Origin of the sequence: Desulfobulbus rhabdoformis, assembly GCF_016919065.1 — a bacterium.
Classification (GTDB): Bacteria; Desulfobacterota; Desulfobulbia; order Desulfobulbales; family Desulfobulbaceae; genus Desulfobulbus; species Desulfobulbus rhabdoformis.
On record NZ_JAFFQA010000062.1, the window covers coordinates 1 to 19,372 of the forward strand.

The window sequence follows — 19,372 nt, forward strand, 5'->3', positions numbered from 1 at the left end:
TTTAACGGAATATTATATCATGCAAAAAGCAGCATTTAAACAAAAAAATAACGTAAAGCATTAAAATAATTAATCAAACAGGCCAACTTCGATCTACAGGGCAATTCCATAACTATCGGATGCTCCCGTTGTCACCAGGCGAATATGTCCAGCTGACTATTGCTGATGAAGGGTGTGGCATAGATCCGGCCATTGTGCAGGAGATGTTTGAACCTTTTTTTACAACAAAGGCAGAAGGGCAGGGAACCGGACTCGGTCTGTCAACGGTCTATGGGATCGTGCAGCAAAACAAGGGGTGTATTGATGTGCGCAGCACACCTGGCGAAGGAACCTGTATCTCACTGTATTTCCCACGGCACAATGCACCGGCCAACACTGCCCCTGCCGCACTGCCGGCCATACGACGCGGACGCGGCGAAACCGTCTTGGTGGTTGATGATGAGGCAGGTATTCTCAGGACCACCAGTGCCTTACTCACCGAACTTGGCTATTCCATTCTCGCCACTACCAGACCCACCGAGGCTATTTTACTTGCAAACACAGAACCAGGAGGCATTCAACTGCTCCTTACTGATCTGGTTATGCCGGAGATGGGCGGAAGGGAACTGTGCGGTCTGCTCCGTTCTTTTTACCCAAATTTAAAGTGCCTTTTCATGTCGGGCTATGCCGATGATTGCGTAGAATCGGAGGATGCAAGTCAGCTTGGGGACTGTATCCAAAAGCCGTTTTCCATTGAAAAGCTTGCCGCCCAGGTGTATGCGGCCCTGCACGCGGGAAGCTGACAGGGGCCCCTGAATTTTTCCAGGAAAGACAAGGCCGTTTTCACATGCACAGTGAAAACGGCCTTGTCTTTGTCTCTCCCTGAGTCTGGATGCGGGAAAAATTAAGGGTGTCTTGAATAATTAGATTTTTCAATCAAGGCCAAGGATTGCGCAAAATTTTACCGCAGGCATATATATGATATTCCGAGGATAAAATTTTAAGCATGACGCCGGGATTGGCAGAAAAAGCAATTATTCAAGATGTCCTTAAATTTTAAACTGCCCTACCATGCTTTTGAGTCGGTCGGCAACACCACGCAGATCTTCAGCGCTGACATTGACCTGGCTGCTTGCAGAGTTGATCTCGTTGGTGCTCTCGTTGACCGAAGCAATATCCGAGGCAATTTCAGAAGAGACAGCCGAACTCTGGGCAACATTTTCATTCACCTCACCAATCCCCTGACTGGCCTGGCCGACGTTGGCTGCAATTTCTTTGGTGGTTGCCGATTGCTCTTCCACGGCAGAGGCGATGGTGGCCACAATCTGATCAACGTCTGCGATAACCGTGCTGATTTCATTGATCTCGCGGACTGTTACCCCGGTTGCCTGCTGAATCCCCTGAATTTTGTTTTTGATATCCTGGGTGGCCATGGCGGTCTGTTTGGCCAGATCCTTAATTTCGTTGGCTACAACCGCAAAGCCTTTGCCCGCTTCACCGGCGCGGGCAGCCTCAATGGTGGCGTTGAGCGCCAGCAGGTTGGTTTGTTCGGAAATTTCGGTGATCGCTTCGGTCACCTTGTTGATCTCATCGGCAGCGCGTCCAAGCTCATCCACCCGATTGGAGGCCTCTTTGGACTGCAGGACCGCCCTAGAGGTGATATCGGTTGCTTTTCCTGAATTTTCAGCAATTTCGGTAATGGTGGAGTTCATCTCCTCAGCTGCGGCTGCAACCATGTTCACATTGACCGAGGCCTCTTCCATGGCTGCGGCGATGGAGTTCTGATTGGCGCTCATCTCCTCTGCTGCTGCCGCCACCTGAGAGGCACGCGTTGAGGTTGACTCGGCACCCGACGACATCTGGTTGGAGATGGCAGCCAGCTGGCTTGAGGACTCATCCATACTGGATACGCCACTTTTGATTTCCCCGAACATGCGCCGTAGATTCTGCGCCATTTCGTTGAGCGACTGGGCCAGCATGCCGATTTCGTCTTTCTGGTTCACATTCATGGTCTGGGTGAGATCGCCCCCGGCCATGGCCTTGGCCAGATCGACCCCCATAAAGAGCGGTTTGGTGATCAATCGGGTGAGAATCAGCCCTAAAGCGACCGCAAGAACAAAGCCGACAACCAGACAGATCTGGTGATAACCTGGCCATTGTGGGCACTGTCATGGGCATTTTGCACCGTTGCCTGGGCCGCTTGTTTTACTTTTTCGACGATCTGGTCGATGGCGGCAAAGGTTTTGAGCTGGTACTGTTCCCCATCCTCAAGCAGCAGCTTGTTCATGCGGACAAATTTTGCCTCTGCCTCATCGACAAGAGCAGTCATCTCATGGACAAGGGCAAACACCTGTTGTGAAGTCGGATAAACCTCACTTTCATATATCCCTCTGGCCTCGAATTTCCTGTCACTGTTGGCCAGCTCTTTGGCATGCTTCACCGCCTGGTGCAGTTTTGTGTGGATGGGCTTAAGTTGACTGACCAAGCGGAGAATTTTGGGGTTGTTGGTGTCCAGGTTTTCCATCCAGCGCCCAAGGGAGCAGGTTTGGGCATCGGTTCCTCCCTCAAAATTTTCCCCCAATAGAATGAGCTTGCCAAGATGCGCCAGCAGCGTGTTATGGGTAAGCTCAAATTCGGACATATGCTGTTTCATTACCGTAGGATTGAGCAGGTCCATGGTGATGAGCTCTTTGGAGAGGGTAACCGCCTCATCGTTGACCTGGACCCACTTGGTAATATTGGTGTTGAAATTTTGCCATTCGTCCGTGATTTCTTTGGAATTCTGAAGCGCCATGAACTTTTCTTTGGCCTCATGGTAAATCTCGCGTGTTTTAAGGAGATGACTGTGGGAGTAGTTCCGCTCTTCCTTAGTGGCGTAGGGAGTCAGGAGTGAGCGCATCAGCGAGGCGATGGAAGCTGCCTGGCTTTTGATTATAAGGATATTTTCCACCGCAGGAATACTCTCTGAGCCGAGCATTTCTACTTCATCTCCAAGCAGGCTTTGTTGCCTGATGGAAAAGAGGCCGACAAAAACTATGATCAATGCTGTGACTAAAAAACCACCGACTAATTTGACCCCGAGCCTGAAGTCGTTCATGTGTACTCCTTGTGTAAGAACAATGGGAAGCAGGAAGAGAAGATTAAGGGACGGTTATGCTTACGTTACCTCTTGATTAAGTTCGATTATCAGGAAAGGTGCAATACGAGTCAAGGAAAAATGCGGGAGAGAGGGGGGAGGGATTTTGGCCCGGGACTGGGGGGAATAAACTCAGGACTGTTGTGCCGACGTCTTCATTCCTTTGGAGCCCTGAGTGCCAGAGCTATGTCCACACTAAAAATTAGAAGAGCGCCAAGCCAACCCGCTATACCAAGCGGGGGATCGGAAACGAGCAGTGGACCGAGGAGAGCGGCGATGAGAATACGGCTTGAGGATACAACCGCTCCTTCTACCGCAGTGACGAAACGAAACCCGTAGGTGAGCAGATATTGGCCGCCCACACCGGCCATGGAACAGGCAAAGAGAAACAGGAGTTCAAGCGGGGAGGGGAGGTGGAGTTGGCCATACACCATGGGCAACATCAACAGTGTTCCCAGGCCAAACATATACCAGAGAATGGTCTGAGCCTCGTCATACTGGCGGCTGAGGTTGAGCGAGAGAATCGCAAAGCCTGCAAAGAACCCAGAAAGCAGCCCCCAGAAATCGTTGAGGTGCAGGGTGGAAACATCGGGGGAAAGGATGAGCCAGATACCGATAGTGGCAAGAGCAACTATAGCCAGGGAAAAGATGTCGCGCTGACGCTTAAGTAAGAACCAGGAGAGGAGGGCGACAAAGAGCGGGTAGGTCATGTTGAGGATATTGGCCTCGGCCACGCTGCCCACCTCAACGGCTTTGTAAAAACAAAAGACCGCGATGGTGTTGGTGAGCATACGGATTAAGATGAAGCCAAGGTGATTGCAGCGGGGTGATTTCCCACTGAGTACCATGCTGAGGCTGACTACGGCAAAGCCAAGCACAAAACGGGAAAAGGTAAACATGGAGGTCCCAATAGTGACAAAGGTGTGGGACCAATGGATAATGGCCGTAGCCAGGTAAAAAAGAAGCGCAGAGCCAAGTACCGCCAGTCCCCCTAGCAGACGTTGACGATTCTTCATCGTGTCCATTTTTTTGGAGGCCGCAAAGTGTTTTGGGTGAGTCGTTTCAGGCATGTTCATCCTCCTGCCTCCGGAGCAGAGGCACGAGGGATCAATCGTCTTTGGCAGAAGACTCGGATTTTTTTGCGGCAAATACACGGCAGGCGAGAATCCCTGCCTCATAGAGCAGAAAAAGCGGTAGCGAAAGCAGTACGGTGGCCGTTATTTCACCGGTGGTGAGCAGAAAAGAGACGATGAGAATGGCTATATAAAAATAGATACGTTTTGCGGTGAAATGGCCTGCCTTGACCAGTCCTGTCCGGGTGGCCATCACCATGAGAAATGGGATCTCAAAGGCCAGGCCAAAGGTGAGGAGCATACGGGCGGTGAAGGTCAGGTACAACCCCAGCTTCAGACGAGGTTGCAGGGCCGGGCCAGCATAGCTCATGAAGAAATGGAGAATCCGTGGCAGGGCGACAAAGTAGGCAAAGAGAGCGCCGCCGGTGAACAGGGCTGTTGCCCAGGCAAGGATGGAACGGACCAGTCTTTTTTCTTTGTCCAAAAGCCCCGGAGCCGCAAAGAGCCAGATCTGATAGAAAATGTACGGCAAGGCACCGATCAATCCAACCAGAAAGGAGAGCTTGAGGTAACTGAGAAAAGCCTCGGTGAGTTTGGTATAGACCAGCTTGTCCAATGCCGGGTACGCCTGCTGCAGCGGCTGCATGCAGAGACTGGCAAGCGTATCCTTAAAGAAATAGGCAACTGCGGTGACCAGGGCAATGGCCGCAAAGCTGCGGATGAGCCGAGTTTTGAGCTCCTGATGATGGGGCTGGAATTGCTCCAGCGCTTCAAGCATCATGGGGCGGTTTCCTCGCGGTTTTCCTCTTGGGACGCCTCCTTTTGTGCCGTCTGGGGCACACTGCGCCTGGGGGCATCGGTTGCGGTTGTCTCCACCTCCTGTGCGCAGGTCTCTTCAGGGGCAGCGGCTGCAGGAGACTCGTTTGTAGTGGCTTCTTCAGCCTGGATAGAGGTTTCTTCTGTCGCCTCGGCTGCGATCTCGGCCTCGATCACCTCTTCTTCGGTCGGATCTTTGGCTGGCCCTGCGGCAGGATGCCAGTTTGAGGGATCAGCATCAATCATCCGTTCTTTGAGTTCATCGGCAGTGGCCCGCAACTCCTTCTGGACCGAGTTGAGTTCACCCTCTTCTTCGTTGATGCTGTCTTTCAGCTGATTCAGGGTTTTTTTCATCTCCATCACCCCTTTAGCCAGCGAGCGCGCAAGACCAGGGAGCTTGTCAGGGCCGACAACGATCAGAGCCACGGCAAAGATGACGATCATTTCCGGGAGGCCAATTCCAAACATATGTGTACACCGGGATGTTTATAGGGGCACTTGAATGGAGCCCCTTTATTCAAGCAAGGGAAGGTTCGAACAATAGTGAGCGGAACTCTACGGGATTTACCTGGGAGTGTCAAGCAGGGGTGTTACCGTGGTCCCGGTTTCCGCCAACCATCCAGCAGATGCAACAGGGCAAGAACAGGATGGGAGAAAAGCATCTTGGGGCCGCTTGATCGCATCACTGCGAGGATGCGTTCGCGCTCAGTGGGACTGTAACAGTGTAGCGAACATTTGCCACAGGTTGTTTTGTTCTCCTGAAAGGGACAGTTGCGTAATCGTTTCCGGGCATAGGCAAGCAAGGCTTCGCACTCGCTGCACAGTGGACCCTGCGTCTGATGATGATCGCGACAGTAACGCGTAATAATGGCAGCAACGGTTTGCGCCTCGCGTTTGAGCCGATTTGAAGAGAAAAATAAAGGCATATTTGTAGAGTGGCTCTGGGGAAAATATGGGTATTGCCTGAATCCGAGAGCATTCATCGGGGCGTCAGGTTCTATTTTTTTCTGGGCACTCCCCGAAGGGCCTTGGCCTGGATGGGATCATCGGGCCATGCATGTTTTGGGTAGCGTCCCTTGAGTTCTTTTTTTACCTGCGGATAGCCGTTTTGCCAGAAGCTGGCTAAATCGTCGGTTACCTGAATGGGCCGCCGGGCAGGGGAGAGCAGGTGCAACAGGAGGGGGATCTGTTGATTGCAGATTGTGGGCGTTGTTTTTTGACCGAACATCTCCTGCAGGCGGACTGCAAGAACAGGAGGTCCTTCAAGGCGATAGTCGATTCGAATTGTAGAGCCGCTGGGAACGGTGATTGTTTCCGGAACCAGTTGCTTCAAGCGTTGTTGCTGGGGCCAGTCCAAGCGTGAGTGGAGCAGAAAGTAGAGGTCCAGGCTCTGCACCTGGGTGAGCTGACGCATACCGCCGAGATAGGGGGCTAGCCAGGAAAGATCGGTAATAAGCGTTGCATCATCAAGACCGGGCCATTGCTCTTGTTGTTGCCAAAGCCTGAGGCAATGGATTCGGGCTTGCAATTGCCTGGCACGCGGTGTCCAGGGCAGGGCCTCCACCCCGGTTTGGGTAACCCCTTCGAGCAGAGCGTTGGTGATGGCCTCCTCGGAAACGGCCGGAAGAGGATGTTCATCAACAAGTAATGCCCCGATTGCACGCCGGGTCGTGGCCAGAACTTTGCTGCTCGCCGTGTCCCAGCGGACCTCCTGAGTCTCTGTGACGAGGTGAGCATGCTCGTCGAGGATCGTCGCTTTTTCCAGGGCTGCCGCAAGATAGATACATCCCTCTTTGTGACCGCTGTCAAGCTGGGCTGCGATGATATAGGCTGAGCCGCAAAGTGGATCGGTGGGCGAAAGTCGGGCCCCCCGGCCAGAGGCCAACTGATAGCGGTGCCGGGCATCATGTCGTTTTTGGGCAATCCGTTCGGGGAAGGCGGCAAGCAGCAGAGAGCCAAGAGCAGCTTCCTGATTCTCCAGCGGTTGGGCTGGAGAGCGCCGCCACACTCGGGCAGCCTGATCGATACGGCGGACAACTGCCGGGTCACCACCCTTTTGCCGGACTGCGCTCTTTCCCCGGTTTCGAAACAACTCCAAAAGCTCCAAGCGCTCGCTGATATCGGAACTCGCAGCGCCTGGCATGGGATCACGTTCGGCAAGCAGTGCTGCCAGGTCACAGCCCAGGCTCTCCACGCCCATCTCCCGTGCCTGAACGAGCATCTGAGCAAGGCGCGGGTGCAAAGGCAACTGCGCCAGTTTGCGTCCATGTTCGGTGATATGTCCCTTCGCATCAATGGCCTGCAGCCCAAACAGCAGCTCGCAGGCCTGGTTGTAGCTGCCCTCACGGAGGGGATCAAGCCAGCGGAGCACCCTGGGATCAGGCGTGCCCCAGAGCGCCAGCTCCAGAGCCAGCGGCGCCAGATCGGCATGAACAATCTCGGGAGGATGAAAGGCGGGAAGACTGTGCTGCTCTTCTTTGGTCCAAAGGCGCAGACAACAACCAGGTCCCAGACGCCCGGCACGCCCGGCGCTGATCGGCCGTTGCCTTGGAGACACGGGTGGTTGTCAGGCGACTGAGCCCGGTTGCAGGATTAAAGCGTGGCAGGCGTGACCAGCCCGAATCAATAACCGTACTCACGCCTTCGATGGTGAGGCTTGTCTCGGCAATGGCTGTGGCCAGGATGATACGTTGTCGTCCCTGGGGATCCGGAAAGATAGCCCGATCCTGGTCCTGGGCCGAGAGCTCACCTAAAAGCGGCAGGATCAAGCGATCTGCCAAGGAAGCTTCTTTTAAGAGCAGTTCCCTGGTTTGGGTGATCTCTGCCCGTCCCGGCAAAAAGACGAGGATATCACCCGCTGTCGCCTGTTGCCGGAGAATACCCCGGGCAACCACCTCACTGATGCGCCCTTTGGGCGGACGGTCAAGGTAGTCGATGGTAACCGGGTGCAACTCTCCTGAGCCGGTAATGATCGGGACATTTCCTAAAAGGCGGGCAATGGGCTCTGTGTCGAGAGTGGCCGACATCACCAGGAGTCGCAGATCTTCGCGAATCTGGGCCAGATCAAGACAGAGTGCCAGGGCCAGGTCGGCATGGAGGGAGCGTTCATGGAATTCATCGAAAATAACCAACCCCACATCCGTCAGATCCCCCTCCTGTTGCAACCGTCTGGTGAGAATACCTTCGGTCACCACCTCAATGCGCGTTTGGGGACTCGTGCGCCGATCGAAACGAATCTGGTAGCCCACTTTTTGTCCAACCGGCTCGTTGAGCATGGCGCTCATGCGCATGGCTGCTGCTCGGGTGGCTAGCCGCCTGGGCTCAAGAATAAGGATCTTTTTTCCAGCGAGCCAGGGCTCAGCCATGAGAGCCAGGGGAACGACAGTTGTTTTACCAGAACCGGGCGGTGCTGCCAGAACCGCAGAACTTTGGTTAAGGGCTGTTTTGAGTTGTGGCAAAACAGCTTGTATCGGTAAATGTGGGAGTTTGACTGGTGACAAGGTGCGGCTCTCAACAACAAGGTGTGTCATATCCGGAACACGACGCGGGATCAATCGGTCGAGCGTACGGATGATTTTCGTTCAATAGTTTTTTTTGATTACCACTGAAACTCAGCTGCAATATTTGTCGCGGGCAAGGCCCGCTCCTTGTATCTACGAGTCCGATAACATTTGGGAGGCTGTAGGAGACGGGCCATGCCCGCGACAGGGCGAACGATTTACCGACTCTTTGCCTTTTGCGGAAAAGAAGTGGCACCTGGCACAAATTCATCTTTTCCAGCGAAGCTTTGATGGAAATCAAATAGTTTTTTGTACAGTGTCCTTGTACACGGGAAGTACGTTTGCAGGAAGAAAAGCTGTGCAGTCGTCTCTTTTTTTCCACGAATGGGGCTAAAAAAGGTATGCTGCCTCTTGCAGGTCCTGGTGCCATCGCTCCTGCTTGGTTATTTCGCTGTACGTGCTTTTTGCTGTGCCAGCTCTCTTTTTCGGGGCATTCCCGAATCAACCAAGGACAGGACATATCCATGGACCAGCACTCCCTCTCTGCTACAGAACTCAACCATATTTTTTCCCTGGCCAGCCAGGCCCACAGTGCAGGTGATCTTGACCAGGCTCTTTTGGGATATGCCTCGCTGATTGATCAAGTGCCCGCCTCAGCCTTGTTACAGTACAATCTTGGGCTTGTCTACTTTGGGCTCGACCGTTTTGAGGAATCGTTGCAGGCCTTCCTGCTTGCTGATACGCTTGAGCCGCAAGACTGTGATACCCTGTTTAACCTTGCCCTTTGTCAGGGGAAAGTGGGGCACCCGCGTAAGGCCATTGCGCTCTATCTGCAGGTGCTTGCCCTGTTTCCGGAGCATGTAGATGCGCTCTATAATCTGGGTGGTTGCTATCAGAGACTGCACCAGGATGCAAAAGCCATGGAGTACTATCAAAAGACGCTTACCCTGGCACCTGCATATCTCTCTGCACTCAACAATCTTGCCTACCTGTATCATCGTGCGGGCGAGATTGACGAGGCCACAGCCCTTTATGCCCGCGTACTGGAGTTACGCCCGGAGGATGAGTCGGTGCGTTACCTGCTGGCAGCGCTTTTGGGGCTTCCCCTCACAGAAGCGCCTGATGTCTATGTGCAGGATTTTTTCGACGCCTATGCCGAAGATTTTGAACGAAGCCTGGTCAAGGACCTGGGCTACAACAATCCCAGGTTGCTCTTCGACTGCTTTTGCCAGACCACAACCATGGGCCTGCATTATAGCCACGGGCTGGATCTGGGCTGCGGAACAGGCCTGAGTGGTCAGGCCTTTAAAGAGCGGATTGACGTCCTGGACGGGGTTGACCTTTCACCGGCAATGCTCAAACAGGCCGAGACCAAAGGCTGCTATCAGCAGCTGTGCCAGGACTCCATCAATCATTTCCTCCACTCGACCACGGAAAAGTTTGATTTTTTCATAGCCACGGATGTCTTTATTTATGTGGGCGCGTTGGAATCCATTTTTACCATGGCGCATGCCCATGCGTGCGCGGGCGCACTGTTTTGCTTTTCCACCGAGGAACTGCATGAGGCGGGATACCGGCTGCAGCCCTCCGGGCGTTTTGCCTATTCCTCAAATTATATTCATCACCTGGCAGATTCCACCGGCTGGAAAATCTTGGCTGAACAACCCACGCAATTACGGCGGGAACGTGACGGCTGGATTAGAGGAGAACTCTGGGTCTTTCAGTGGCAGGAACTGCTTGCTGAAGAAAACAGAGGACGTGCCGACTGACTGTGCTTGTTCTTAATGCTTCTATTTAGGGGGAAGTGGGGCAATGTATGGCCCCTGACCGCCTCTGCATTGCTTTTCCACCTCAGCCGTAAGTGGGAGCAGCGGCAGGGAAGCGTAGCGATGATCAAAGAATACCAGTTCCACGGTTTCTCGAATCTGTTCGATCCGCAACTGTGGTTTTCTTCCCTCTTGGCGCTGAAGGAGTGCCTCCTCCGCTGCAATTGGTGTCACGCCTTTTTCCCGCAGATCTGCTGCGGCTGCAAAGAGCTCCACCACCAGACTGCAAATGCTGGCCTCGGGGCCGGGAGACGTAAGCGCATCAGCTCCCGCCTGCACGGGTTTGCTTGTTTTGGCTGTTGTCTTCCCACCCTCGCAACGTCCCCAGCTCACCTCTAAACCATCGGCGGCCGTACCAGGCTCTCTGCACCAACCCAGCTCCTGTAGCCGCTGTTGGTTGCGCTCCATTTCTGCACAGGCCTGATCTGCAACCTGTCCCAATGTATCCCAACAGATCCTGGTCAGGGCCTGATCCCGGTCGATGTAGCCCTGCACCTCCGAGCTAATAAGGGGGATGAGCGCGGCCTCTTTTGCTGGGGGGAACGGCTTTTGGGTGGGTTGCGCTGTTATTTGCTGCACTCCAGAGGCCTGATCAAAAAGGGCGAGATCATCCAGAGGAGCAGGTGCCTTTTGCGAGGCCGGTCTTTTTGGAGAAGGAGATTGTGCTAAACCTGCAACAGGGGGCAGCTTCTTGGCCTTGAGGTAGAGAAAGCCGGATTCGTTTGCAAGGGTATAGGAGAGAATGATGCTGCTCGATTTTCCCGGCCAGCTCAGCACGGAACTCCCCTTTTGGGGAATAAAAATTGGCTTGCCGTAGCGTTTTGTAGCCTCCGCCTTCACCCCAAGAAAGTTTTGCTCGCCGGAGAAGAGCAGCATAACCCCATTGAGCCGTTTCCCTGCGAAGGAGCACTCAATGGAAGAAAGTGTGGCCTGACCAAAGCGCATGGACACGTCTTTCAGGGTATAGAACGAGCTGCCCTTCCCATCGTTTTCTTTGCTGAGAATGAGGTTCTTGGTCTGCTGGTTGGCCTGGAGACTGCTGCCCCAGGCCATACCGGCAAAACCATGCACCTCTGTGGCTGCGTCTGCCCGGTGCAGGCAGATGCTCAAGGCCAGCAGAAGACAGAGACTAAAGGAAAAGAGTTTCATATGCGCACAGAAGAGATGCCCGTCTCAGCGTTGCTGTTTGGCAGCCGGTGTCACCACCATAACAATACGTTCGGTCGCCGTCTTGGTCAGTTCCGGATAGTTAGACTGTACCCAGTCGCGAATATCGGTCTTGAGAATCGACTCTGGATCGTCCTCTTCACTCATCAATTCAAACCAGCATTCCAGGGCTATGTTGAGTTCCGGGGCATAGCAGGGATGATCGTCTGCGAAAAGATCATCATCATCGTCGTCGTTATCATCGCAGCTCCCTGAGGATTGACAACAACAGGAAGACTCCACCTTTTCGGTAAAGGGGACGATACCTTGTTTCTTTTCAATTTTGGGCAGGTCCTTGTCCAAGGCATAAATCCGCAGGGGATTGAGCCCAACCATACTGGTGTCGCCCCATTCCTCTCCAGCAGCATTTGAAATTAAAACCTGTTTTCCTTTGGGCGTGAGGCAGGTGTATTCCGAGGCGACCTGAATACGGTCGGTACGGCCGATGATCATCTCAACGGTTTTCATGGGCAGCTGAATCTCTATAGTCTCATGGAGCTTTGGCTCCGGCGTCTTTTTCTTTTTGATTTTATGAACGATCACATTTTCAAACTCGTACCACAGGGTGAGCGTGCCCTCGGCGGCCAAGGCAAGAATTTGATCAGGCGTCTTCTGCCATCGTCTACTCAGTTCATCCAGCGTCACTCGTTTATTGTCTTTGGCCATGTGTCTTTTTCCTTAAGAAGCGGGTTGTTGTTCTGGCTGTTAAGAAACTGGGCTACTCTAATTTGTTTTATGGGTGTCTTGAATAATTAGATTTTTCAATCAAGGTCAGATAAGCGCAGACTTCGAGGCATGTTCAAAATTTTACCACAGGTATATATATGATATCGGAGTCTTCGCTTACCTCCGAGGATAAAATTTTGAGCATAACGAGGTAAGCGCCAGACTCCGGGAGATTGGCAGAAAAAGCAATTATTCAAGATTCCCTTATGTGAGACTCCATACCCTAGCAAGGCTCATACCCTGAAGGCAACTAAAATAGTCTCCTGCAGCCATGACGGTGGGGGATCTCATTGGCAAGGGAGCCAATGGTCTACCCCTGATAGTTGTGCTGCATCTTAAGAATGTCTGCTTGTATCTCATCGATGAGTTGTTGCGGGGCAAGCACCTGAACCGCCGGTCCCCAGGAGAGGATCCAGCGTTTTAACTCCAGGAGGTGATTGACCCGCATGGTGAGGATGCTGCTCCCGTCCTTTTGCTCATCAATTCGTTGCGATGGGTGCCAGGTTCGTTCTCGAATATAGGTGGCAGCGCTTGGGGAAAAATGAAGTGCGACCTCAATGGTTCCTTCTCCCCAGTGTATGCCGAAGTGGCTGGTAAAAAGGACCTGGAAATCTAAGTCTTCTGGCCTGCTGAAATGAACGGCTGTGGTCTGTACAGAGAGTATCCGCGCCAGACTGAAGGTACGAAGAGCCCTGCGAAGATGGCAAAAGCCCAGAACATACCAGTCGCCCTCGTAGCGTACACAGTGGTAGGGATCCAAAAGACGTTTCTGGGGTTGGGCGCCGGGGCTTTGGTAGACAATCTGCACCTGTTCGGCACTGCGAAGGGCTGCAAAGATCAGTTCAAGCACCTCTGGGACAATGACTGTTGACGAGGGGGGAATCACCGTGAACAACGATTGATCTGAGCTTGAAGAGAGCGAGATCTTATCCGGCAAACTGTGTTCGATCTTTTTGAATACCGAACGCAGGCTATCGTAAATCGGTGTCCCCTCGTATTGGGCCAGGAGTTTATCGGCCAGAAAGAGGGCAAAGAGATCCCGTTCACGCATCTGCAGGGCCGGAAGTTGATACTGTTCCTCTGTATAATAGAAACCGCGTTTGGAAGCAGAGTAGGCAAGAGGCGCATCCAGCTCATAGCGAAGGTAGTCAAGGTCGCGGCGGATGGTGCGGGGATTGACCTCCCACTCGGCAGCAAGGCCTGCGCAGTTGGGAAAGTGTTTTTCTCGAATCTGCCGATCTATGAAGAGAAGTCGGGCATGTTGCAGTTTGTTTTTGGGCATGGGAAAGGCGCGGTTTGTAGGGATCTTTTGTGCTGGGCCGCGTTGAGCGAATATGGATCAAATAGAGCGTCACCAGAAGAAAAAATACAGAAAAAAATTTGGTAGGACATTCTCTGTCCCACCACCTGGGGTAGGGTGAAGTCAGAAACAACCAATGTCATTGCACAGGAGGCTTCACATGATTCATTTTTTAGCTTATCTCATCGTCTACGCCTTAATTTGTTTAGCCATCGATCTGCTGGGGGAGCTCATTGATCCTCATGGCATTAACCGTAGCTATAGCGCTATCAGACGTCGTCCCTGGAACGATACAGCCTTTGATTGCAGATCCCTGGTTTTTACTGTGGAGCAGCCAGCAAAGCGTGGGAATCGGGCTCGGGCGTATTGAAGAGGACACCCTGTTCAGCACATCAGCCCTCGCCATGGATACAGGGATTTTATACCTGCAAACAAGGGCAGGCTGCCCGCCGGAGCAAACGGGAACTGAATAAACCGAGCTGGCTGGCCATCATTGCCACCTCTTGTATTTCTTGTCTGCGATCTCCACGCCCAGCTCCAGGGGGAAGAAATAGTACTTATAGGCATTGAGTGTGAGCCATCTCCCATCAACACGCAGCCGGTAATGCTGCTGCCAGTATTCCCGGTTGCGCAGTTGTGGATGTGGGTACCTCTTCCGACTGTACGGATTCCAGCTGCATCGAAACTGCTCCGCTGAAAATAGTTCAATTTTGAGCAATTTTTTGCCCTGCGTGGTGGCATTCCCACACCGCCACACAATGTCTGGAATCCTTATTTCACTCATAAAAACAGTTTGTTTCCCTCGTAAGAGATTCCCTTTGTGCAACTTGAAACTTCAGGATGTTCCCGCGGCACCGGACTGGCCCGTCAAACCCGTTCGCCTCTAGCGCTCGCTCATCCTCAAATGCGTTGTCGCCCAATCCCAGAGAAATCACTCCATTCTGCAGCAGCCAAAGCACGTATCGGGCAGCTTCGAGGTTGGCTTTTCTCACCAGGGATCGGTAAGATTTCACCGTCCGCCATACCCCACCTCCACTGTCTGCTTAATTTTTGAAACGGACATTGAAGATTTCATCAGTGCCGTGTAATTTTCACTTACCCCCCCCCATTCGTGGGAGGCGTTAAGTAAGGCTTTCATCCCGCGTCGGCGGCAAAGTGCTAATAATCTTCGACAACCGCACCTAATACGAGCCCTACGAAGCTCAAACAAAAGACCTCAACGTCATCGGCCAAGTCATCTACTCCTGCCGCACATTTGTACACGAATGAATCTTTCTCAAAAAGGTACATTCTTAAGTTTCTATTTTAATGGGAAAAATGTTAACTCCGAGAATCAGAGATTTACTGCTATGGTACAACCAGCATAACAGCCTCCGGTGTCGAGAGAAAAAACTGGGAATAATATGATTTTTGGTGGTGTTACCCGGAAAAAGGGGGGCACGAGCATGTTTTTGTAAAAATGATATATATTGTTAATTTTACAATATATTTTGAATAGGAATAAGGCTGCACATAAGGTGAGAGGTCCGTTGAGGGATGTTCATTTCAGTCTTCCGGATAATTACTTGTTATGCCCAAAAAATCTGACACGGAGTACAAATGTCCTTTCAAACACCAATTACGATTTCAGAAGCAATTAGAAACATTGAGCAAAACCGCTACTTGCTACCCTCGATTCAAAGGGAGTTCGAATGGAAGCATGAGAAAATCGAATGGTTGTTTGATTCGATCATGAGAAATTATCCTATCAGCTCATTTCTATTTTGGAGGGTTGAAGGAGAGACAAAACAAGATTTCAAGTTTTACCAATTCATAAAAGAGTACAGGCAACGCTACAAAACTCATAATGAGGAATTCAATACTACAGGTCACAATGATTTTACGGCGGTACTGGATGGGCAGCAGCGCTTGACTTCTTTGTATATTGGATTAAGAGGAAGTTATGCTTATCGAACGCCTAGATTGAAAGAAGAAAATTCTGAAAGAGTCTATCCAACCCGCAGGTTATATTTAAATATAGAGAATCCTCTCGAAAACGAAGAAGATGGCCGAATATATGAATTCAAGTTCCTAACTGATTCAGAATATTCAGCCAATATGAAGAAGTGGTTTCGAGTATCAGAGATATATGGGCTTTCAGATGATTTTGAGTTCAACAAGTATTTAGACGATAACGGCCTCAAAGAAAGTGAGTTTTCATACAGAAGCTTATCTACTCTTAAAAACGTAATTCACTCAAAGCCTATTGTGAATTTTTTCCTAGAGACAGAACAGGAGATAGACAAGGCTTTAAATATTTTCATAAGAATCAACAGCGGAGGAGAGCCATTAAACTTCTCTGATTTGATAATGTCTATTGCCGTTGCAAACTGGCAAAAGAAGGATGCCCGGAAAGAAATACATGGATTGGTTGATAATGTTCGTGACAAAGGATTCACGATATCAAAGGACTTTATTCTTAAAGTATTTCTTTACCTCCATAGCAAGGATATCAAATTCAAGGTAACAAATTTTTCGAAATCGAATGCAGAAGATTTCGAAACAGAATGGAATAGTATTAGGGATGCGGTTTTGGCTGTATTTGATTTCACCAAATCTCTCGGCTTTACCGACTCAACGCTAACGTCTAAAAATGCCTTAATTCCGGTAATTTACTACATATATCATCGCAAGATATATAAAGACTTTCATACCAAGTCTGAATATTCAGCTGACAGGGAAATCATCAAAAAATGGCTTCATGTTGCGCTCGTTAAAAGGCTCTTTGGCGGCACTTCGGATAGCGTTCTAAATCAAATTCGCAAGGCGTTTACGGACAATGTAGTCAAGTCTCCTATTTCAGAGAACACATCAGCCTTCCCCGTAAAGGATATAAATAAGGAAATCCGAAAGGATACGGGCATTAGCGATGAATTTATTGAAGAGTTACTATTGACGCAAAAAGATGATAGATACGCTTTTTCCTTGTTAGCTCTACTCTTTCCGCAACTCGACTACAAGAATAACGATTTTCATAAAGATCACCTTCATCCTGCATCAAAGTATGAAGAGCTGAGTGAAGATGATAAAGAGAAACATGGCTGGCAAACATATAATTCACTAAAAAACCTACAAATGTTGGATGCCAATGAAAATATGTCTAAGAATGACGAAGATTTAGAGTCATGGGTCGATAAAGAATTGAAATCAAAACAGAGAACTGCATTCTTGGATAGCCACCATATCCCTGATGTGAGCTTAAAACTGGCAGACTTTAATAACTTCATTACTAAGCGTTCAGAGATTCTTACAGAAAAACTGAAGAACATATTGGCATAACAATCACATGCACTCGGACAACAAAAAGCGCCGCTCGTTCCTCGCTATGCTTTTTGCTGCCGGTGATGTGAGGCGTTAAATCCAGGTAAAAAATAACATGCAAGAATACGATCACATATATTTCAAACAAGGTTTCTACTTTTACGATATGGTCATGAGCTTCATGACATCTCTATCTACAGTTGCATTTATTCTTAACAATGAAAAATTAGTTGAACTAAAAGAGAAAGATTACGTCAGTATTGAAGGTAAATGGGTCAAACCAAGGCATTTCTTCCCTCATGATGTAATTACAAACATAAAAGCCGGAAAATTTACTTTTAATACATACATCAACTCTTGTTGTGGCATGCTGGCTAATACTGCTTATGAAGCTGTAAAAGATTTAAATGATAAATCACCAGAATTTGAGTTTTTAAGGCACATAAGAAATGCAGGTTCTCACCAAAACAAGTTTAATTTTTTTCCAAAAGAACCATCGTTACCAGCATACTGGAAAGAAGCAATTATAGACCACACAAAAAAAGGGAAAGATAATCCGTTATTTGGCACTGGGTGCTTTGGCACTTACTTCGGAGTGCCTGATATAATTGATTTATTAAAAGAAATAGAAGAAAAATTGATTTAGCCAGCAAGTAGAGGGGACTGGAAAACCAGTTGGCACTTCGTGGCAAGCACGTCTGCCAGCCCCTCACTACCCCGTTAGAGGGGAAGGTAAGCAGAAATGGTGTCTGAAGATTGGGTTGCGAACCTAAACAAAGAGTTCCGCGATGCAGGCATAAATCAACGGCGTCGCCCATGGGAGGCAATACGTCGTTATTCCGAGGAGTTCAATACTGCAGTAGATATTTCCTCGGACGTCGCCAAGACGATTTTTAAATGGTTTGAGGAACATTCAAAACCAGGTGTGCACCAAGTCAGCAGTCAGTATGAAGCCGTTTATTTCTATGATTCCCAATTTTGGGTTGTATCCATTCCAATCATGTATGGCACGGTTCAATTGAATGCCCTCGATTGTCTTCATGAAATGCCTAATGGCATTAAGCAAGAGATGATGGCGGATCATAGGGGGGCTTGGGAGTATGTAATCTATTGGGCTGACTGTTTAGATTATGGAATGGGCATAGATGATCTACGAAAAACGCAAGGTCTGGATGAGTTTGGCTATCAGCTACTCATGTCAGCGGATCAGGAATTAAGGGCTGCCACATCAATACTTTCCCAACATCGTCCAGATCCTCGCGCAATCCTTAATTGCAGAATGGCGCTTGAGATATTCTTTAAGTCATACGTTGCGTTGAAAAATGGTCTTACACAAAGTGAGGCAAAAGCCATTGGTCACAACCTGAATAAAGGGGTAGACAGGTTTATTGAAGCATCAGGGCTAAATGATTGGGAAAGGACAAGGCAACTTCTATCAGTATTTCCGGAAATACATGAGCGCTACAAAGAGCAAGATATCACCTTCCAAAGGCTTTGGGATGGCTACTCACTTGCGCATTCTGTAGGTGCGGTGATTGTCAGAGAGTTCACCGACAGAAATACACTTCAACGAGTGATGGCCTCTAACAATGCAAATTAACTCGGACCGCAAAAATCGCTACGCGCTTTTCGCGTCCGGTTATTTGCGGCGTTGGGCTTAAATAGAGGACCTCATGAGTGTTCTTATCTTTGAAGGAATGACAGTTGGCGTATTAAAAGGAGATTTCACTATTGGTATTGATGATACTGGAAATCTTCAATCTAAATTCATTCTTTCAACATCATATAATGTGCTTCCAATATGGCTCCGCATTGCATATGAAAATCTCCAATTGTCAAAAAAAGCAAACAAAAAGATAAAGGATAGCTGGTCTGAAGATGTAAATAATCAGAAAGAACTTTTGATAAAAGAGCTTACGCCGTCTGTCCAAGTTTTTGTTTCATGCGGAATAGCCTTAGATTCCCTGTACGATCAACTAAGACCCTATGCAAAAATATCAAGAGAAGATATCGATAAATGGAAAGAAAATCGCACAAAAAGATCCTCTCAAATCTGTGAAATTATAAAACGGGTATATAAACTGAATAATGAAATTTTTAAAGGCTATCGAAACAACATCAAGTCAATTATTGATTTCAGGGACAAAGCCGTTCATCCAGATAATTCGATACAGCAAGCATGTAATCGGCCCGATATCCCAGTGGGGGTTGATTGGCGTTTTTCTGCGTTCAGATATGATAACGCCATAATTTGCTATCAAAGAACAATGGAAATGATTCTTCATCTATATGAAAAAAAATCTGGAATAACTCAGATTGATCAAGAAATGGAAAATATTGTTAAGGCATTGAAAGAATTAAAATTAATATCAATGAAATAGCCCAACGAACAAGGATAGATTGTGTGAGTGAGGCACGAACGAACCACAATCTTATCCGGGGTTGGACAAGCCCGGTCTCACAAAGGAAATAAATATTGCTCTGGAATATGCTGGAAGCACTACCAGGAT

The 19,372-nt window shown here is 49.6% G+C and carries 19 protein-coding genes; 7 read left to right on the forward strand and 12 right to left on the reverse strand.

Annotated features, from left to right (window positions below; all coding sequences use genetic code 11):
- Positions 1-128 precede the first annotated feature (128 nt).
- A complete protein-coding gene (locus tag JWJ90_RS20715) occupies positions 129-782 on the forward strand; it encodes an ATP-binding protein (protein WP_205229126.1) in 654 nt (217 codons plus the stop codon).
- Positions 783-1,028: 246 nt separating this feature from the next.
- Here the strand turns inward: JWJ90_RS20715 and JWJ90_RS23370 are convergent, their stop codons facing one another.
- The 8 genes from JWJ90_RS23370 to JWJ90_RS20750 all read right to left on the reverse strand — a co-directional run bounded on the left by JWJ90_RS23370 (position 1,029) and on the right by JWJ90_RS20750 (position 8,534).
- A complete protein-coding gene (locus tag JWJ90_RS23370) occupies positions 1,029-2,060 on the reverse strand; it encodes a methyl-accepting chemotaxis protein (protein ID WP_240195081.1) in 1,032 nt (343 codons plus the stop codon).
- A 17-nt stretch (positions 2,061-2,077) separates the two neighbouring features.
- Positions 2,078-3,076 (reverse strand): MCP four helix bundle domain-containing protein, encoded by a 999-nt coding sequence (locus JWJ90_RS23375; protein ID WP_240195082.1) that lies wholly within the window; start codon positions 3,074-3,076, stop codon positions 2,078-2,080.
- A 194-nt stretch (positions 3,077-3,270) separates the two neighbouring features.
- Positions 3,271-4,185 (reverse strand): DMT family transporter, encoded by a 915-nt coding sequence (locus JWJ90_RS20725; RefSeq protein WP_240195083.1) that lies wholly within the window; start codon positions 4,183-4,185, stop codon positions 3,271-3,273.
- A gap of 37 nt (positions 4,186-4,222) precedes the next feature.
- Entirely contained in the window at positions 4,223-4,969 is a 747-nt protein-coding gene (tatC, locus tag JWJ90_RS20730; protein WP_205229127.1) for a twin-arginine translocase subunit TatC, read from the reverse strand.
- The gene (locus JWJ90_RS20735; protein WP_205229128.1) at positions 4,966-5,472 is read right to left on the reverse strand and encodes a Sec-independent protein translocase subunit TatA/TatB; all 507 of its coding nucleotides are present in this window, start codon (positions 5,470-5,472) and stop codon (positions 4,966-4,968) included. The genes tatC and JWJ90_RS20735 overlap by 4 nt, the downstream gene beginning before the upstream one ends.
- 122 nt (positions 5,473-5,594) lie before the next feature.
- The gene (locus JWJ90_RS20740; RefSeq protein WP_205229129.1) at positions 5,595-5,930 is read right to left on the reverse strand and encodes a nitrous oxide-stimulated promoter family protein; all 336 of its coding nucleotides are present in this window, start codon (positions 5,928-5,930) and stop codon (positions 5,595-5,597) included.
- Positions 5,931-6,001: 71 nt separating this feature from the next.
- Complete coding sequence (locus JWJ90_RS20745) at positions 6,002-7,375, reverse strand: ATP-dependent helicase C-terminal domain-containing protein (RefSeq protein ID WP_338032354.1); 1,374 nt, start codon at positions 7,373-7,375, stop codon at positions 6,002-6,004.
- Positions 7,376-7,382: 7 nt separating this feature from the next.
- Positions 7,383-8,534 carry a DEAD/DEAH box helicase gene (locus JWJ90_RS20750; protein WP_205229130.1) on the reverse strand — a complete coding sequence of 384 codons (1,152 nt, stop codon included), beginning with the start codon at positions 8,532-8,534 and terminating at the stop codon, positions 7,383-7,385.
- A 494-nt stretch (positions 8,535-9,028) separates the two neighbouring features.
- Here JWJ90_RS20750 and JWJ90_RS20755 point away from each other — a divergent pair, with 494 nt between their 5' ends.
- Positions 9,029-10,273: a tetratricopeptide repeat protein gene (locus JWJ90_RS20755; RefSeq protein WP_205229131.1), complete on the forward strand. Its 1,245-nt coding sequence runs from the start codon at positions 9,029-9,031 to the stop codon at positions 10,271-10,273.
- Between the two features lie 21 nt (positions 10,274-10,294).
- Here the strand turns inward: JWJ90_RS20755 and JWJ90_RS20760 are convergent, their stop codons facing one another.
- The 3 genes from JWJ90_RS20760 to JWJ90_RS20770 all read right to left on the reverse strand — a co-directional run bounded on the left by JWJ90_RS20760 (position 10,295) and on the right by JWJ90_RS20770 (position 13,544).
- Positions 10,295-11,479, reverse strand: coding sequence for a hypothetical protein (locus JWJ90_RS20760; RefSeq protein WP_205229132.1), 1,185 nt, complete (start codon positions 11,477-11,479; stop codon positions 10,295-10,297).
- 24 nt (positions 11,480-11,503) lie between these two features.
- Positions 11,504-12,202, reverse strand: a complete 699-nt coding sequence (locus JWJ90_RS20765) for a hypothetical protein (RefSeq protein ID WP_205229133.1) — start codon at positions 12,200-12,202, stop codon at positions 11,504-11,506.
- Between the two features lie 370 nt (positions 12,203-12,572).
- Positions 12,573-13,544 (reverse strand): helix-turn-helix transcriptional regulator, encoded by a 972-nt coding sequence (locus JWJ90_RS20770; protein WP_205229134.1) that lies wholly within the window; start codon positions 13,542-13,544, stop codon positions 12,573-12,575.
- A gap of 178 nt (positions 13,545-13,722) precedes the next feature.
- On the opposite strand from JWJ90_RS20770, the gene JWJ90_RS20775 reads away from it, so the two are divergent.
- Positions 13,723-13,932 carry a hypothetical protein gene (locus JWJ90_RS20775; RefSeq protein ID WP_205229135.1) on the forward strand — a complete coding sequence of 70 codons (210 nt, stop codon included), beginning with the start codon at positions 13,723-13,725 and terminating at the stop codon, positions 13,930-13,932.
- 120 nt (positions 13,933-14,052) lie between these two features.
- On the opposite strand, the gene JWJ90_RS20780 is transcribed toward JWJ90_RS20775, so the two are convergent.
- Positions 14,053-14,346 (reverse strand): hypothetical protein, encoded by a 294-nt coding sequence (locus tag JWJ90_RS20780; protein ID WP_205229136.1) that lies wholly within the window; start codon positions 14,344-14,346, stop codon positions 14,053-14,055.
- Positions 14,347-15,161: 815 nt separating this feature from the next.
- Between JWJ90_RS20780 and JWJ90_RS20785 the strand changes: the two genes are divergently transcribed.
- The 4 genes from JWJ90_RS20785 (at position 15,162) to JWJ90_RS20800 (ending at position 19,243) form a co-directional block, all read left to right on the forward strand.
- The gene (locus JWJ90_RS20785; protein ID WP_205229137.1) at positions 15,162-16,880 is read left to right on the forward strand and encodes a DUF262 domain-containing protein; all 1,719 of its coding nucleotides are present in this window, start codon (positions 15,162-15,164) and stop codon (positions 16,878-16,880) included.
- A 97-nt stretch (positions 16,881-16,977) separates the two neighbouring features.
- The gene (locus JWJ90_RS20790; RefSeq protein ID WP_205229138.1) at positions 16,978-17,508 is read left to right on the forward strand and encodes a hypothetical protein; all 531 of its coding nucleotides are present in this window, start codon (positions 16,978-16,980) and stop codon (positions 17,506-17,508) included.
- A 96-nt stretch (positions 17,509-17,604) separates the two neighbouring features.
- Positions 17,605-18,462: a hypothetical protein gene (locus tag JWJ90_RS20795; protein WP_205229139.1), complete on the forward strand. Its 858-nt coding sequence runs from the start codon at positions 17,605-17,607 to the stop codon at positions 18,460-18,462.
- A 73-nt stretch (positions 18,463-18,535) separates the two neighbouring features.
- Entirely contained in the window at positions 18,536-19,243 is a 708-nt protein-coding gene (locus JWJ90_RS20800) for a hypothetical protein (protein ID WP_205229140.1), read from the forward strand.
- Positions 19,244-19,372: the final 129 nt, after the last annotated feature.